This is a genomic window from Sphingobium sp. JAI105, from assembly GCF_015752145.1.
In the GTDB taxonomy this organism is placed as follows: Bacteria; Pseudomonadota; Alphaproteobacteria; order Sphingomonadales; family Sphingomonadaceae; genus Sphingobium; species Sphingobium xenophagum.
The window spans coordinates 1,189,249-1,205,029 of the sequence record NZ_JADOUC010000001.1 but is presented as its reverse complement, the minus strand read 5'-3'; the positions used below and the strand labels follow the sequence as shown (position 1 = coordinate 1,205,029).

10 protein-coding genes are annotated in these 15,781 nt (G+C 62.5%); 5 read left to right on the top strand and 5 right to left on the bottom strand.

All coding sequences use genetic code 11. The features are described 5' to 3' along the window. Nucleotides 1-124 precede the first annotated feature (124 nt). Together IWY39_RS05665 and IWY39_RS05660 are read right to left on the bottom strand one after the other, a co-directional pair. Complete coding sequence (locus IWY39_RS05665) at nucleotides 125-469, bottom strand: GntR family transcriptional regulator (RefSeq protein ID WP_017184351.1); 345 nt, start codon at nucleotides 467-469, stop codon at nucleotides 125-127. Nucleotides 470-541: 72 nt separating this feature from the next. Continuing rightward, complete coding sequence (locus IWY39_RS05660) at nucleotides 542-1,120, bottom strand: nitroreductase family protein (protein WP_107125269.1); 579 nt, start codon at nucleotides 1,118-1,120, stop codon at nucleotides 542-544. 137 nt (nucleotides 1,121-1,257) lie between these two features. Between IWY39_RS05660 and IWY39_RS05655 the strand changes: the two genes are divergently transcribed. The 3 genes from IWY39_RS05655 to IWY39_RS05645 are packed head-to-tail and all read left to right on the top strand — an operon-like array spanning nucleotide 1,258 to nucleotide 5,500. Then, nucleotides 1,258-2,781 (top strand): peptide MFS transporter, encoded by a 1,524-nt coding sequence (locus IWY39_RS05655; RefSeq protein WP_107125163.1) that lies wholly within the window; start codon nucleotides 1,258-1,260, stop codon nucleotides 2,779-2,781. Further along, nucleotides 2,778-4,163 carry an amidohydrolase gene (locus IWY39_RS05650; protein WP_107125164.1) on the top strand — a complete coding sequence of 462 codons (1,386 nt, stop codon included), beginning with the start codon at nucleotides 2,778-2,780 and terminating at the stop codon, nucleotides 4,161-4,163. The genes IWY39_RS05655 and IWY39_RS05650 overlap by 4 nt, the downstream gene beginning before the upstream one ends. Beyond that, nucleotides 4,160-5,500, top strand: coding sequence for an amidohydrolase family protein (locus tag IWY39_RS05645; RefSeq protein WP_229380663.1), 1,341 nt, complete (start codon nucleotides 4,160-4,162; stop codon nucleotides 5,498-5,500). Before IWY39_RS05650 ends, IWY39_RS05645 begins: the two co-directional genes overlap by 4 nt. 537 nt (nucleotides 5,501-6,037) lie before the next feature. Here IWY39_RS05645 and IWY39_RS05640 read toward each other — a convergent pair. Continuing rightward, on the bottom strand, nucleotides 6,038-7,261 hold the full coding sequence (locus IWY39_RS05640) for a polyhydroxyalkanoate depolymerase (protein ID WP_019051756.1): 1,224 nt from the start codon (nucleotides 7,259-7,261) through the stop codon (nucleotides 6,038-6,040). A gap of 124 nt (nucleotides 7,262-7,385) precedes the next feature. On the opposite strand from IWY39_RS05640, the gene IWY39_RS05635 reads away from it, so the two are divergent. Together IWY39_RS05635 and IWY39_RS05630 are read left to right on the top strand one after the other, a co-directional pair. Continuing rightward, nucleotides 7,386-8,042 (top strand): glutathione S-transferase, encoded by a 657-nt coding sequence (locus IWY39_RS05635; protein ID WP_017184345.1) that lies wholly within the window; start codon nucleotides 7,386-7,388, stop codon nucleotides 8,040-8,042. 59 nt (nucleotides 8,043-8,101) lie between these two features. Then, on the top strand, nucleotides 8,102-9,745 hold the full coding sequence (locus tag IWY39_RS05630) for a M28 family metallopeptidase (RefSeq protein WP_107125166.1): 1,644 nt from the start codon (nucleotides 8,102-8,104) through the stop codon (nucleotides 9,743-9,745). A gap of 65 nt (nucleotides 9,746-9,810) precedes the next feature. Here the strand turns inward: IWY39_RS05630 and acnA are convergent, their stop codons facing one another. Both acnA and IWY39_RS05620 read right to left on the bottom strand, forming a co-directional pair. Beyond that, nucleotides 9,811-12,480, bottom strand: coding sequence for an aconitate hydratase AcnA (gene acnA / locus IWY39_RS05625; RefSeq protein ID WP_107125167.1), 2,670 nt, complete (start codon nucleotides 12,478-12,480; stop codon nucleotides 9,811-9,813). A 404-nt stretch (nucleotides 12,481-12,884) separates the two neighbouring features. Then, on the bottom strand, nucleotides 12,885-15,650 hold the full coding sequence (locus IWY39_RS05620; protein WP_107125168.1) for a bifunctional aconitate hydratase 2/2-methylisocitrate dehydratase: 2,766 nt from the start codon (nucleotides 15,648-15,650) through the stop codon (nucleotides 12,885-12,887). Nucleotides 15,651-15,781 lie beyond the last annotated feature (131 nt).

Below are 15,781 nucleotides of genomic sequence, written 5' to 3'. Positions count from 1 at the left end.
TCCCTTGCTCCGTTCGTTTCGAGCGAAGTCGAGAAACCGTGGCGCTAAGGTTTCTCGACTTCGCTCGAAACGAACGGAGGTTGGAGAATGGTATCTGGAACGACAGGAAAAGCGCGCGGCCCGCTTACGCCTTCTGCGCGTCCAGTTCCTCGACCCGCAGGCCCAGCCGCCGGATCTGCGCCGCGACCGGGGGCCAGACGGTTTCCAGAAAATGCGCCCGCTCCGCCACGCGCAGGCGGCGGGTTGCGCCATCGGCGACGAACATGCCGACGCCACGCTTGACCACGACCAGCCCATCATCCTGAAAGCTTTGATAGGCCTTGGCGACCGTCAGCGGATTGGCCCCCTGCTGCGCGGCAAAGGCGCGGACGGATGGCAGCATGTCGCCATCGCTAAATTCACCGTCCAATATGGATGCGGCAATTATCTCTCGCAGGCGGAGATAGACGGGTTTGGAATCGTCGGCCATAACTGCATCAGTGCCATAATACAGCGATGCGCGCAAGCCAGTTGCTTGCGCTCGATCGGGTCGTTTGCGTAACTATCTGTCCCAGATCGATATGATGTCGTCATAATCTGGCCTTGGCCGCTCTTCCTGCGGCTTGCCGGGCGTTCCAATGAATATGAATCCGGCGATGCTTTCGCCCTCCTTGCCAAAGGCCGCGCGCACATTGTCATTATAGGTCGGCCATCCGGTCAGCCAGCCCCCGGCAAAGCCGAGCGCATGGGTGGCATTGAGCAGGTTCATGACCGCCGCGCCCACCGACAATGTCTGTTCCCAGGCCGGTATCTTGCTGCCTACGACCGGGGCGGACAGGGCGACCACCAATGTCGGCGCCTGATGCGCAAACTGGTGCATCGCCTCTATCTCCAGCCGACCGGCATCGGGCTTTTCGGCGCGATAGGCGGCTTCGAGCAGGTCGGCCAGCGCCGCGCGCTTTTCCAGCGGCACGATGACGAAACGCCATGGCGCCAGCTTGCCATGGTCGGGCGTGCGGATCGCCACCTCCAGGATCTGGCGCAATTGCGCATCGTCCGGGCCGGGCGCGATCAGGTCGCGCGGTTTGCCCGATCGGCGGGTCTGGAGCAGGGTGAGCGGGGTCGAGCGGTCATTGAACATCGCATCCAGATGGCGCGGCACCCGCTTTGACGCAAGGGCCGCCTGCGCTTTTGACAGATGCGAAATAGGCTCTAGTCTCGCGCCATCCTCTGGTCCCCGTTCGGCGGACCGGCACACATAAAAGACAAGGGTAGCTGATGGCGACCTCAATTTCTGGCGCGGCGGCAGCGGGCAAGACCTGGCTTGGCCATCCGCGCGGCCTGTTTCTGCTGTTTTTCGCGGAGATGTGGGAGCGTTTTTCCTACTATGGGATGCGCGCCATCCTGATCTTCTACCTCACCAAACATTTCCTGTTCGGGGAGGACAGGGCCTATCTGCTCTACGGCGCTTACACCTCGCTGGTCTACATCACCCCGGTCATCGGCGGCTATCTGGCCGATCGGTTCCTGGGGCCGCGCAAGGCGGTGCTGGCGGGCGGACTGTTCATCGCCTTCGGTCATTTCCTGATCGCGGTGACGGAGGGGCCGGGGGGACAAGACCCGGTCTATCTCAACGGCTTCTATCTGGCGCTGGCCAGCATTATCGTCGGCACCGGCTTTCTGAAAGCCAATATCTCCGTGCTGGTGGGCGAACTCTATCCGCGCGATGACGCCCGCCGCGATCCGGCCTTCTCCATCTTCTACATGGGCATCAATGCTGGCGGGGCGATCGGTCCGCTGGTCTGCGGCCTGTTGGGGGAAACGATGGGCTGGGGCTGGGGCTTTGGCGCGGCCGGGGTCGGCATGTTGCTGGGCCTTGTGATGTTCGTCTGGCTGACCCCCTGGCTGCTGGGCAAGGGCGAGCCGCCCGCGCCGCAGCAATTGCGCGCGCCAGCGGTTGCAGGCGTCAGTCAGGAATGGACCATTTATCTGGGCGCGATATTGGGCGTCGTCGCGATCTGGTTCGTCATCCGCTATGCCGAATTGCTGGGCTATGCGCTGCTGGCCTTCGCGGCGCTGACGGTCATCTACATCGTCTGGCGCACGCTCGGTACGCTGGGCAAGGTCGACCGCGACCGCATGTTCGCCGCCCTGTTCCTGATCGCGCTCAACCCGCTATTCTGGGGTCTGTTTGAACAGACCGGATCGTCGCTCAACATCTTTACCGATCGCAATGTCGACCGCACCGTGCTGGGATGGGATATTCCCGCATCGATGTTCCAGTCGGTCAATTCCATCTTCATCATCCTGCTCGCGCCCTTGTTCGCCGTACTGTGGACCTTCCTCGACAAGCGCCGCCTCGAACCTTCATCCCCCGCCAAATTCGGCATCGGCCTCATATTGTGCGGCGCGGGCTTTCTGGTGCTGGTGGCGGGCGCGGCGATGGCGGGGCAGGATCTGACCCCGCTGTCGTTCGTCATCCTCATCTACCTGTTCCACACCATGGCGGAGCTATGCTTCTCCCCCGTCGGCCTGTCGGCGATGACGCGGCTGTCGGTGCCCAATATGGTCGGGCTGGTGATGGGCACCTGGTTCCTGGCCATGGCGGCGGGCAATTTCATCGCTGGCCTGATCGCCCGCGCGACCGGCAGCGGCGATGCGAACGGCGTGGCGCAGGTGCTGGACGTCTATAGTCGCATCGGCTGGTTTTCGATCGGCGTCGGCGTGATCGTATTGCTGGTCTCGCCAATGATCACGCGACTGATGCATCTCGACACGATTGGCGCGGAGGAACGTCCATGAGGTTGATCTTGATCGCCGCGCTGCTCGCCAGCGCGGCTACCCCTGCCGGTGCGAAGAAGGACAGGGACGCGCCCGCCCCGACGCAGGGCAGTTCGGCCGAGCCGGAAAACCCCTATCCCTCGACCTACAAGGCCTATCCCGGCGTCGCCACGGCGATCAGGGGCGCGACCATTTTCGACGGGGAGGGGGGCCGGATCGACAATGGCGTCATCTTCCTGTCCGATGGCAAGGTGACCGCGATCGGCGGCCCCGACACGCCAATCCCTGCCGACATCGCCCTGTTCGACGGCACCGGCAAATATGTGACGCCGGGCGTTATCGACATACACAGCCATCTGGGCGATTATCCCAGCCCCAGCGTGGATGCGCTGTCCGATGGCAATGAAGCGACGTCGCCGGTCACCGCCCATGTATGGGCCGAACATAGTATCTGGCCGCAGGATGCAGGCTTTGGCCGGGCGCTGTCCAATGGCGGTGTCACCAGCCTGCAAATCCTGCCCGGATCGGCCAATCTGTTCGGCGGGCGCAGCGTCACGCTGAAAAACGTCCCCGCCCGCACGATGCAGGGGATGAAATTCCCCGGTGCGCCCTATGGCCTGAAAATGGCGTGCGGCGAAAATCCCAAGCGGGTTTATGGTTCCAAGGGGCGGGAGCCTTCCACCCGCATGGGCAATATGGCGGTCAACCGCCAGACCTGGATCAAGGCGCGCGAATATCAGAAGAAGCGCGCCGCCGGAAAAGATCAGACCCGTGACCTTGGCATGGAAACGCTGGCCGATGTGCTGGAAGGCAAGATCCTGGTGCACAATCACTGCTACCGCGCCGACGAAATGGCCAATGTCATCGATATGAGCAAGGAGTTCGGGTACAAGGTCACGGCATTTCACCATGCGGTCGAAGCGTACAAGATTGCCGACCTGCTGCGCGACAATGGCATTTGCGCAGCGCTGTGGGGCGACTGGTATGGTTTCAAGATGGAAGCCTATGACGGGATCAAGGAGAATATCCCGCTGGTCCACCGGGCAGGCGCCTGCACCATCGTCCATAGCGATGATGAAAATGGCATACAGCGGCTCAATCAGGAGGCGGCCAAGGCGCTGGGGGCTGGCCGCCGGATGGGCATCGACATCGCTGACGAAGTGGCGTGGACCTGGCTCGCCATCAATCCCGCGCGGGCGATGGGGATTGCCGATCAGACCGGCAGTCTGAAGGTCGGCAAGATGGCGGACGTGGTGCTGTGGAACGGCAATCCGTTCAGCACCTATACAAGGCCGGAGAAGGTGTGGATCGACGGGGCGCTGCTCTATGACAGCGCCAATCCCAAACTGCGCCCGGTCAGCGATTTTGAACTCGGCCAGATCGGCGCGGGAGACGTGAAATGATGAAAGCATCCAGCATCCGTTCGCTTCGAGCGAAGTCGAGAAGCGCTCGCGCAGCCTTCGTGGCTCTTGCGCTGCTCTCTACCCCCGCGCTCGCCCAGTCCCTCGCCATCACCGGCGCGACCCTCGCCATCGGTGACGGCTCTGAGCCCATCCGCAACGGTACTGTCCTGATCAGCGCCGGCAAGGTGACGGCCGCTGGCGCGGGCATTGCCATTCCGCCGGGCATCAAGGCCATCGATGCGGGCGGCAAATGGGTGACGCCGGGTCTGGTGTCGGGATACTCCCGCGTCGGTCTGGTAGAGGTGCCTGCGGTCAACGAAACCAATGACGCCAGCGCGCGGTCGCCCTTTTCCGCCGCGATCGACGTCGCTCCGGCGATCAACCCGCTCGCCAACCCGATCGCGATCAGCCGCACGGCGGGCATTACCCGCGCCGTCGTCGTCCCGTCGACCGGCATCGGCATTTTCGCCGGGCAGGGCGCGGTCGTGGACCTTGGTGCGGACATGAACGCCATCACCAAGGCGCGCGCCTTCCAATATGTCGAACTGGGCGAGGAGGGGGCCAAGGATGCGGGCGGCAGCCGTCCCGCCGCGATCCTGACCTTCAAGACGATGCTGCGCGAGGCGCAGGAGTTTGCCAAGGCCCCTGCCAGCTATGACGGGCGGTCGAAGGATGCGCTGCTCAACCGGGTGGATGCGCAGGCGCTGGTGCCCGTCGTCACCGGGGCGATGCCGCTGATGGTCCATGTCGAAAGCGCGCGCGACATAGTGACCGTCCTGTCGCTGCGTCAGGATTTTCCTGCGCTCAAGCTCATCATCGCGGGCGCTGCCGAAGGCTGGATCGTCGCGCCGCAAATCGCGGCGGCCAAGGTGCCGGTGATCGCGGGCGGCCTCGACGACCTGCCCTCCAGCTTTGCAAAGCTGGCCGCGACCCAGAGCAATGTCGGGCGGATGGTGAAGGCAGGCGTCATCGTCTCCATGGGGCTGATGGACCGGGACGAGGGGCTGCAACTGCGCCTCGCAACCCAGCAGGCGGGCAATATGGTGGCGCTGAACAAGGTGCCGGGCGCCACGGGCCTCAGCTGGGGGCAGGCGCTCCGCACGATCAGCAGCGCCCCCGCCGAAGCGATGGGGCTGGGCGACCGGATCGGCTCACTAAAGCCGGGGCGGGCAGGGGATGTCGTGCTGTGGGATGGCGATCCGCTGGAAATGACATCCGCGCCGATCGCGGTGTGGATCGACGGCGTGCCGCAACCCATCGACAACCGCCAGACGAAGCTGCGCGACCGCTATGCGACGCCGCAGGAGGGCGCGCTGCCCAAGGCATATGAATGGTAGGGCCGCGTCCGTATCCTTCTCCCCACGGGGGAGAAGGATACGGAGCCTTACTGAACGCAGTGAGGTTAGGCGAAGTTGGAAGAGGGGGGGGAGAACGCTCACTGTCCTACACCCGCCCCAACCCGCCCCCCGTTCGTTTCGAGCGAAGTCGAGAAACCTGCTCGGTGTTTCTCGACTTCGCTCGAAACGAACGGAGGTGGAGAAAAACCCTCAAGCCATCGCGCGCCATGCCGCAGTTGGAAGAGGGCGGGAGGATGCTCGCTGTCCTACACCCGCCCCGCCTGTTATAAGCGCGCCCGGTTCCTTCCCATCGTTCACACGCCATATTCGACCGCGCGCACCGCATGGCCGACCGGCAAACGTCACCCGAATTTTCCATAAGCGATATGGGCGAAATTTGCGAAGTTTCGCATGCGCCAGCCATGGCAGGACGCGTAACATCCTGTCCGCATTGCGCACGAAAATATCATGATTGCCGGGAAATATGCGAAGCTAAGCCCCGCATCTCCTATTCAGCGCTTGCCCTTTGCCGGGCCGTCAGTTCATCGACAGGATCATGTTCCGGACCTGCGGATAGACCTGCTTTTCCCATTTGCTGCCGGAAAAGACGCCATAATGGCCAACGCCCGGTTGCAAATGGTGGCGTTTTAGGTGCGGGCGAAGGCCGGTGCAGAGCGCATGGGCCGCCGCCGTCTGGCCCACGGCGCAGACATCGTCCTTCTCGCCCTCGACCGTCAGCAGGGCAGTCTTGCGGATCGCGCCCGGATTGACGGGACGGCCACGGTGCATCAATTCGCCCTTGGCCAGCAAGGTGCGCTGGAACACCAGATCGACCGTCTCCAGGTAAAATTCCTTGGTCATGTCCAGGACCGCGAAATATTCCTCGTAGAAACTCTTGATCTTGTCCGCCTCGACCGTCTTGCCGTCGGCCAGAAGCTGATAGAGTTCGCGATGCTGCGATCCGTGCCGTTCCATGTTCATCGCCATGAAGGCGGAAAGTTGCACGAAGCCGGGATAGACTTCGCGACCGCGCCCGGCATAGCGGAAGGGGACGATGGAGATCAGATTCTTCTCGAACCAGTCGATCGGCTTGTCGTTGGCCAGATCATTGACCACAGTGGGCGCGACTCGCGTGTCGATCGGCCCGCCCATCAGCGTCATCGACTTGGGGGTCGCGGGGTCTTTATCCTCCGCCATGACTGCCACCGCCGCCAGCGCGGGAACGCAGGGCTGGCATACCGACAGCAGATGCGCGCCGGGGCCCATCGTCTGGAAAAAGCGGATTATATAATCGACATAATCCTCAAAGCCGAAACGCCCCGCCGCCAGCGGCACGTCGCGGGCATTTTTCCAGTCGGTAATATAGACGTCATGGTCCCGCAGCAGGGTCTCCACAGTACTGCGCAGCAAGGTGGAGAAATGACCTGACATCGGCGCCACCACCAGCACGCGCGGCTGGGCGGTGTCTACCTCATCCTTCACAAAGTGCAGCAGGTCGCCAAAGGGCAGGTCGAGGACGATCTCTTCGCGCACCGCCACATCGGCATTGCCGCTGCGCACCGACGTAATGGCGTAGGGCGGCCGTTTGTGCGTAACCCGCGCGCCCTGAAACACGTCCATCAGCGCGAACATGCGCCGAGGCATGGCCCAATCGGCCATCGGTCCCAATTTATCGCGCATCCCCAGCGCAACCTGCGCCCCGAAGCGTGCCGGCGCCAGCATATCGTTCCACGCCTGATAACCACTGTATAGCATCCGCATGATTATAAGCGCGCCTTGTTTAATCCGTCCATCCGAATCGGTTCTGGTATAAAACGTTATACACGGATTATATGTTGCACCGCATCATCATAAATGTAGGTTAAGGCCGACCGGAGGGAATGTCATGCCCATTGCTGAGCTCACTCTATCCAGTAAAAATTACTCGTCCTGGTCGCTGCGCGGCTGGCTGCTCTGCCGGATTGCGGGCCTGAAGGTCGAGGAAAAGCTGGTCGCGCTTGATGATCCGGAAAATCGCGCGGAATTGCTGCTGCTGTCACCATCCGTACTGGTGCCGCGCCTGACCCATGAAGGGGCGAGCGTGTGGGACACGCTCGCGATCGCGGAATATCTGCATGAATTATATCCCGATGCAGGCATGTATCCCGCCGATCGGATCGCCCGCGCCCATTGCCGGTCGGTGTCGGGCGAAATTCATTCCGGTTTCGCCAATCTGCGCTCCGCCCTGCCGATGAACCTGAAGGTCCGCCACGCCAAATTCCCGATCTTTCCGGGCGCCAAGCCCGACATTGAACGGATCGAGACGATCTGGGCCGAATGTCTGGACAGCTATGGCGGGCCATGGCTGTTCGGCGACAAACCGACTGTCGCCGACGCGATGTTCGCGCCGGTGGCCGAACGGTTCCTGACCTATGCCGTGCCGGTGTCCATGAAGGCGGCGGCCTATTGCCAGACGATCAACGGGTGGGACATCATGCGCGAATGGATTGACGAAGCGCGGATCGAACCGGACGAGATGGAAGAACTCGACATCGAATTCTGACAGTCCTTTCGCCCGTCACTGGCCTTTCGCTTATGGCTGGTAGCGAGTAAGCCTGTGCCATGACCCGTGCATTACTGGCTCTTGGCCTCCTCGCCCTTCCCGCTCACGCCCAGACGGTCGCGCCGCAGCAACTCGAACAATCGGTCCGCGTTCTGGCGTCCGACCTGTTCGAAGGCCGCGCCCCCGGCACCGTTGGGGAGGAGCGGACGATCGGCTATCTCGTCGGTCGCTTTCAGGCGCTGGGGCTGGAGCCGGGCGGGCCGGATGGGCAATGGGTGCAAAGCGTGCCGCTACTCCACACCCGCCTGGGCCAGGCGGAGGTGCTGGGCGTCAGGCAGGGAAGCGCCACGACGGCGTGGACCGCGGGGAAGGACGTCTATCTTTCCACCCTCCAGCCGCGCGACAAGGTTGCGATCAGCAGCGCGCCATTGCTGTTCGTTGGCTATGGCGTTTCTGCCCCGGAACGCGGCTGGGATGATTTCAAGGGCGCGGATCTGAAAGGCAAGGTCGCCGTCTTTCTGATCAACGATCCGGATTTCGAAGCGGCCAAGGGCGATGACGCAGCCGGCAAGTTCGGCGACCGGACAATGACCTATTATGGCCGCTGGACCTACAAGTTCGAGGAAGCGGCCCGGCGCGGCGCGGTTGGCGCGCTGATCGTGCATGACACGCCCGGCGCTGGCTATGGCTGGAATGTGGTCGTCAGTCTGGGCGGGGAAAATTATGATCTGGTCCGCGCCCCCGACAAGCTGACCAGCCTCCAGCTACAGGGCTGGATCGAGGGCGGGGCAGCGGCCAAGCTGTTTGCAGGCGCGGGTCTGGACCTTGCAAGCTTGCGCGCGAAGGCGCGGTCGAAAGGCTTTCGGCCCGTGGAGTTGAAGGGGGCCAGCTTTTCCGCCGCTTTCCCGGTGACGCAGGACGTCATCAAGAGCGCCAATGTCCTTGCCCGCATTCCCGGTGCCAAACGGCCTGACGAAACGGTCATGTATGGCGCGCATTGGGATGCCTATGGCAAGGGCGCGTCCGACGCGCAGGGGCGGATCTATCGCGCCGGGGCCAATGACGATGCGCTGGGCATCGCCGGCCTGTTCGAGATCGCCCGCGCCTTCAAGGCTGGCCCCGCGCCGGACCGCAGCATCCTGTTCGCGGCCTGGACGGCGGAGGAGCGGGGGCTGCTGGGTTCGGAACATTATGCCCAGAACCCGGTCTGGCCGCTCGACAAGACCGTCGCCAACCTGACGATCGACATTCTCCAGACCGCTGGCAAGGCGAAGGACGTCATTCTGGTGGGCAAGGGGCAGGGGACGCTGGAGGATGACCTGGCCAGGGCTGCTGCTGCGCAGGGCCGGGTCGTGACGCCCGAAAGCCTGCCCGAACGCGGGCTATTCTACCGTGCCGATCATTTCTCCATGGCCAAGCGGGGCGTGCCGGTGCTGCTGATGATGGGGATTGCGGGCGCGTCCGATCTGGTCGAGGGCGGCCGGGCGGCGGGACAGGCCTGGGTCGATGCCTATACCGGCCAATGCTACCATCAGGCGTGTGACGCGGTCGACGCGACATGGAAACTGGACGGGGCTGCGCAGGATGTAGATCTGATGCTGGCGATCGGCCAAGACCTTGCGACGTCGACCCGCTGGCCGCAATGGAAGCCGGGGTCCGAATTCAAGTCGGTGCGGGACGCGAGCGCAACCGCACGGCCCTGAGCCTGAAAGCCGCGCATCCCGGCCGAAATAGCGGCACGGGATGGCGGTGTCAGGCAGTCAGCCGGTCAGGCAGCCAGCTTTCGCAGCACATATTGCAGGATGCCGCCGTTCAGGAAATATTCCAGCTCGTTGACCGTGTCGATCCGGCAGAGCGCGGTGAAGGTGAAGGTCGAGCCATCGGCACGGGTCACGGCGACTTCGACATCCTGGCGGGGCTTGAGCTTCCCAACGCCAGTGATGGTGAAGCTTTCGTCACCGGTCAGGCCCAGCGTGTCGCGCGTGTCGCCATTTTTGAACTGAAGCGGCAGCACGCCCATGCCAACCAGATTGGAGCGGTGGATGCGTTCGAAGCTTTCGACGATGACCGCGCGAACCCCCAGCAAATTGGTGCCCTTGGCCGCCCAGTCGCGTGACGATCCGGTGCCATATTCCTTGCCGCCGATGACGACCAGGGGAGTGCCGTCCGCCTTGTGCTTCATCGCCGCGTCATAGATGGGCAGGGTTTCGCCCTTGTAGCGGGTCATGCCCCCCTCGACGCCGTCCAGCATCAGATTCTTGATGCGGATATTGGCGAAGGTGCCGCGCATCATGACTTCATGATGGCCGCGCCGCGCGCCATAGCTGTTGAAATCGGCCTGCGCGACCTGATGCTCGGACAGCCACTTGCCTGCTGGCGAGGATGCCTTGATGGAGCCTGCGGGCGAGATATGGTCGGTAGTGATGGAGTCACCGAATATCGCCAGAGGCTTGGCCTCGACAATGTCGGTGACGGGGGCCGGGGTCATGCTCAGCCCTTCGAAATAGGGCGGGTTGGCGACATAGGTGGAGCCTGCGCGCCACTGATATGTGTCCGATCCGGTAACGTCGATCGCCTGCCAATGGGCGTCGCCCTTATAGACATTGGCGTAGCGCGCCTGGAACATGGCGCGGTCCACGCAGGTCGCCATGGTCGATGCGATGTCGTCATTGGTGGGCCAGATGTCTTTGAGATAGACGTCCTGCCCGGCGCTGCCGACGCCGATCGGGGTAGTGATGAAATCCTCGATCACCGTGCCCTTGAGCGCATAGGCGACGACGAGCGGGGGAGAGGCCAGGAAATTGGCGCGCACGTCGGGTGACACGCGGCCTTCGAAATTGCGGTTGCCCGAAATGACGGCGGCGGCGACCAGACCATTGTCGTTGATTGCGGCACTGATCGGCGGGGCCAGCGGGCCGCTATTGCCGATGCAGGTGGTGCAGCCATAGCCAACCAGATTGAAGCCGATCGCGTCGAGATGCGACTGGAGGCCCGCCTTTTCCAGATAGTCGGTGACGACCTGACTGCCGGGGGCGAGCGAGGTCTTGACCCAGGGCTTTGGCCTGAGGCCCAGTTCGTTCGCCTTCTTGGCGACCAGGCCCGCGGCCAGCATGACGCCGGGGTTCGACGTGTTGGTGCAACTGGTGATCGCCGCGATGGTCACGTCGCCGTCGCCAATGTCGAAATCCTTGCCATCGACCGGCACGCGCTGCTGCGCTTTCTTGTAGACGTTAGCGAGATCGGCGTTGAACACGTCATCGACCTGCGGCAGCGAGACGCGGTCCTGCGGGCGTTTGGGACCGGCCAGGCTGGGGACGACGGTGGCAAGGTCGAGTTCCAGCGTATCGGTAAACACCAGCTCCGCTGACGGATCGATCCAGAAGCCCTGTTCCTTCGCATATGCTTCGACCAGCGCGAGATTTTCGTCGCTGCGGCCGGTCAGGCGCATATAGTCGAGCGTCTTGTCATCGATGCCGAAGAAGCCGCAGGTCGCGCCATATTCGGGCGCCATGTTGGCAAGGGTCGCGCGGTCGGCGAGCGACAGGCTGGCAAGGCCGGGGCCGAAATATTCGACGAAGCGGCCAACCACGCCCTTCTTGCGCAGCATTTCGGTGCAGGTCAGCACCAGATCGGTGGCGGTGACGCCTTCCTTCAATTGGCCGACCATCTTGAAGCCGACGACTTCGGGGATGAGCATGGAGACAGGCTGGCCAAGCATCGCCGCCTCAGCCTCGATACCGCCCACGCCCCAGCCCAACACGCCAAGGCCGTTGATCATGGTGGTGTGGCTGTCGGTGCCGACGCAGGTGTCGGGATAGGCGACGATATTGCCGTCCGCATCCACGGACGACCAGACGGCCTGCGCGATATTTTCCAGATTGACCTGATGGCAGATGCCGGTGCCGGGGGGGACCGCATAGAAATTGGCGAGGGACTTGCTGCCCCATTTCAGAAAGTCGTAGCGCTCCATGTTGCGCTGATATTCAATCTCGACATTCTGCTCGAACGCCTTGGGCGTGCCGAATTCGTCGACCATGACGCTGTGGTCGATGACGAGGTGGACAGGCACCTGCGGATTGATCTTGCTGGCGTCGGCGCCCAGCGCATTCATCGCGTCGCGCATGGCGGCGAGATCGACGACGCAGGGGACGCCGGTGAAATCCTGAAGCAGGACGCGGGCGGGACGATATTGAATCTCGCGCTCGGCCTTGCCCTTGTCATTCTGCCAGTCGATGATGGCCTGAATATCCTCGATCGTGACGGTGACGCCATCTTCGAAGCGGAGCAGGTTTTCGAGCAGCACCTTCATCGAGAAGGGCAGACGCGACACGTCGCCCAGCTTCGCCGCCGCTTTTTTGAGCGAGTAAAAGGCGATGTCCTTGCCCTCGACATGCAAAATGTCGCGCGTGCCCAATGTGTCCTGTCCGATGGCGGTCATGAAAATGCGTCTCCTCGCGGTAGCATCGGCCCGGTCGGGAGGATGACGCATGATCCGCCCAAAAGCCGGACGGCCTGAGGGCAGAAGGCGCCCCAACCATGGGTCGAAGCAGGTATGTCCCGATGTAGCAGGGAGATAGGAACTAGCGGTGCCAAGTCAATTGCCAAGTCGGTCAAGGCAGATGTTTGGGAGGCAGCCGAGGTCGGGTATCCGCTGTCGACGTGAGACTATCGGGTTCGCCATCATTGGCGTGTCGAACACAATACTTCCTCCCCTGCAAGGGGAGGTGGATGGCCGCAGGCCAGACGGAGGGGTGTCGCCCTATCGTTAGGGTGACACCCCTCCGTCAGCACTTCGTGCCGACACCTCCCCTTACAGGGGAGGATTGTCTGCCAGACCCCCGATCAGTGGGCGACGGGCGGCGCGAACTTGGTCAGGTCGATGCCGGTGACAGCGCTCTTATACTCATCCATGCTGGGCGTGCGGCCCAATATGGAGGAGAGAACGACGACCGGGGTGGACGCCAGCAGCGATTCACCCTTCTTCTCGTCGGTGTCCTCTACGACGCGGCCCTGGAACAGGCGGGTGGAGGTGGCCATGACGGTATCGCCCCTGGCGGCCTTTTCCTGATTGCCCATGCACAGGTTGCAGCCGGGCCGTTCGAGATACAGCGTATTTTCGTAGCTGGTGCGGGCAGCGCTCTTGGGTGCGACATCGTCAAATTCGAAGCCGGCATATTTTTTGAGCACGTCCCAGTCGCCTTCGGCCTTCAGCTCGTCGACGATATTATAGGTCGGCGGGGCGACGACCAGCGGGGCCTTGAACTCGACCTTGCCTTCGCTCGCCTCGATATTCTTGAGCATCTGGGCCAGGATTTTCATGTCGCCCTTGTGTACCATGCACGACCCGACGAAGCCCAGGTCGACCTTCTTGGTGCCGCCATAATAGGAAACCGGGCGGATGGTGTCGTGGGTGTAGCGCTTCGACACGTCCGCATTGTTGACGTCTGGGTCGGCGATCATCGGTTCGTTGATCAGGTCCAGATCGACCACGACCTCGGCGAAATATTTGGCGTTGGGGTCGGGGGCCAGTGCGGGCTTCACGCCCGAACGGATTTCCGCGATGCGCGCATCCGCCTTGTTGATCAGGCCCTGCAGCGTGCCGGCGGCATTTTCCATGCCCTTGTCGATCATGATCTGGATACGCGATTTGGCGATTTCCAGCGATTCGATCAGCGTTTCGTCCTGCGAGATGCAGATCGACGCCTTGGCCTTCATTTCGGCCGTCCAGTCGGTGAAGGTGAAAGCCTGATCGGCCAGCAGCGTACCGATATGGACTTCGATGACGCGGCCCTGGAACACATTTTCGCCGCCGAACTGGGCGAGCATCTGCGCCTGGGTGGCGTGGACGACGTCGCGGAAGTCCATATAGGGCTGCATCTTGCCCTTGAAGGTGACCTTGACCGACTGCGGGATCGGCATGGTCGCTTCGCCGGTGGCAAGAGCCAGGGCAACAGTGCCGGAGTCCGCGCCAAAGGCCACGCCCTTCGACATGCGGGTGTGGCTGTCGCCGCCGATGATGATGGCCCAGTCGTCGACAGTGATGTCGTTCAGAACCTTGTGAATGACGTCGGTCATCGCATGATAGCGGCCCTTGGGGTCGCGCGCGGTGATGAGGCCGAAATTGTTCATGAAGGACATGAGCTTGGGAATGTTGGCCTGCGCCTTCTTGTCCCAGACCGACGCGGTGTGACAGCCCGACTGATAAGCGCCGTCGACCAGCGGCGAGATGACGGTGGCCGCCATCGCTTCGAGTTCCTGCGCGGTCATGAGGCCGGTCGTGTCCTGCGACCCGACGATATTCACCTTGACGCGCACGTCGGAACCGGCGTGCAGCACCTTGCCCGGCGTGACGCCGACGGCATTGCGGTTGAAGATTTTTTCAACGGCGGTCAGGCCCTGGCCTTCGACCGAGATTTCCTTGTTCGGGGCAAAGACGAGCGGGGCTTCGATGCCCAGCGTTTCGGCAGCGAAGGTCTGAAGCTTCTTGCCGAACACGATGGCGTAGCTGCTGCCCGCCTTCATGAATTCCATCTTCTGCGGGGTGAAGGCGGACGCGACATCGACCAGTTCGTTGCCGGCTTCGTCGGTCAGCTTCTTGTTCTTGACGTCGATCTTGAGCACCGTGCCGGTCGCGACGGAGAATTTTTCCTCCAGCACCGGATTGCCGTCATTATTGAGGATGGGCTTGCCATCCGGGCCGGTCATCTTCACCCAGTTTTTAAGGTTGATGCCGATGCCGCCGGTCACGTCCACGGTGGTCGCGAAGATGGGCGAGATGCCGTTGGTGCCCGCGACGACGGGGGCATAGTTGACGAAGGGCACATAGGGGCTCTGCTGCTTGCCGGCCCACAATGCCACATTGTTGACGCCCGACATGCGCGAGGAGCCGACGCCCATCGTGCCCTTTTCGGCGATCAGCATGACGCGCTTGTCGGGATGCTGGATCTTGAGCGCCTGGATCTGCTGCTGCGCATCCGGCGAGATCATGCACTGGCCGTGCAGTTCGCGGTCGGAACGCGAATGCGCCTGATTGCCCGGCGACAGAAGATCGGTCGAAATATCGCCTTCGCCCGCGATGAAGGTGACGACCTTGATCTCGCCCTCGACATCAGGGAGCTTTACGAAAAATTCGGCGTTGGCGTAGCTTTCCAGCACATCCTTCGCGACTGCGTTGCCCGCCGCGTAAGCGTCACGCAGGCGGAACATGTCAGCGTCGTAGAGGAAAACCTGGGTCTTGAGCACGTCGCCCGCCTGAGCCGCGATGGTGGCATCATCGCCCAGCGCAATGTCGAGCAGCACCTTGATCGAAGGGCCACCCTTCATGTGGCTGAGCAGTTCCAGCGCAAAGGCCGGGGTGATTTCCGGCACGGTCACTTCGCCAAGGATGATCTGCTTGAGGAAAGCAGCCTTGACGGCAGCGGCGCTCGTGGTGCCGGGCAATGTGTTGTAAATGAAGAATTTGAGCGCGTCGGCGCGATGTTCGCTTGCTGCGTCCTGGATGATGGTGATGATTTCGCCAAGCAAGACGCCATCGTCGATTGGCTTGGGCGCAAGTCCCTGTGTCTTGCGGCTGTCGATTTCGGCCAGATAATCCAGGTAAATGCTCATCTCTTTCCCAACGTCATAAAGTGTACGGACTCGACGCGCAGCGCCACTTGCCGACTTATGCCCGGTCTGGGGAGCTGTTGGCCCCCCCGGTAGTAGAACGGAGGGGTATTGGCAAGTCGCCGCAGCGCAGC

Bases quoted from the DNA above. Each gene is read 5' to 3' on its own strand.
- IWY39_RS05665 (WP_017184351.1), bottom strand. From the start codon at position 469: ATGGCCGACGATTCCAAACCCGTCTATCTCCGCCTGCGAGAGATAATT.
- IWY39_RS05660 (WP_107125269.1), bottom strand. From the start codon at position 1,120: ATGTTCAATGACCGCTCGACCCCGCTCACCCTGCTCCAGACCCGCCGA.
- IWY39_RS05655 (WP_107125163.1), top strand. From the start codon at position 1,258: ATGGCGACCTCAATTTCTGGCGCGGCGGCAGCGGGCAAGACCTGGCTT.
- IWY39_RS05650 (WP_107125164.1), top strand. From the start codon at position 2,778: ATGAGGTTGATCTTGATCGCCGCGCTGCTCGCCAGCGCGGCTACCCCT.
- IWY39_RS05645 (WP_229380663.1), top strand. From the start codon at position 4,160: ATGATGAAAGCATCCAGCATCCGTTCGCTTCGAGCGAAGTCGAGAAGC.
- IWY39_RS05640 (WP_019051756.1), bottom strand. From the start codon at position 7,261: ATGCGGATGCTATACAGTGGTTATCAGGCGTGGAACGATATGCTGGCG.
- IWY39_RS05635 (WP_017184345.1), top strand. From the start codon at position 7,386: ATGCCCATTGCTGAGCTCACTCTATCCAGTAAAAATTACTCGTCCTGG.
- IWY39_RS05630 (WP_107125166.1), top strand. From the start codon at position 8,102: ATGACCCGTGCATTACTGGCTCTTGGCCTCCTCGCCCTTCCCGCTCAC.
- acnA (WP_107125167.1), bottom strand. From the start codon at position 12,480: ATGACCGCCATCGGACAGGACACATTGGGCACGCGCGACATTTTGCAT.
- IWY39_RS05620 (WP_107125168.1), bottom strand. From the start codon at position 15,650: ATGAGCATTTACCTGGATTATCTGGCCGAAATCGACAGCCGCAAGACA.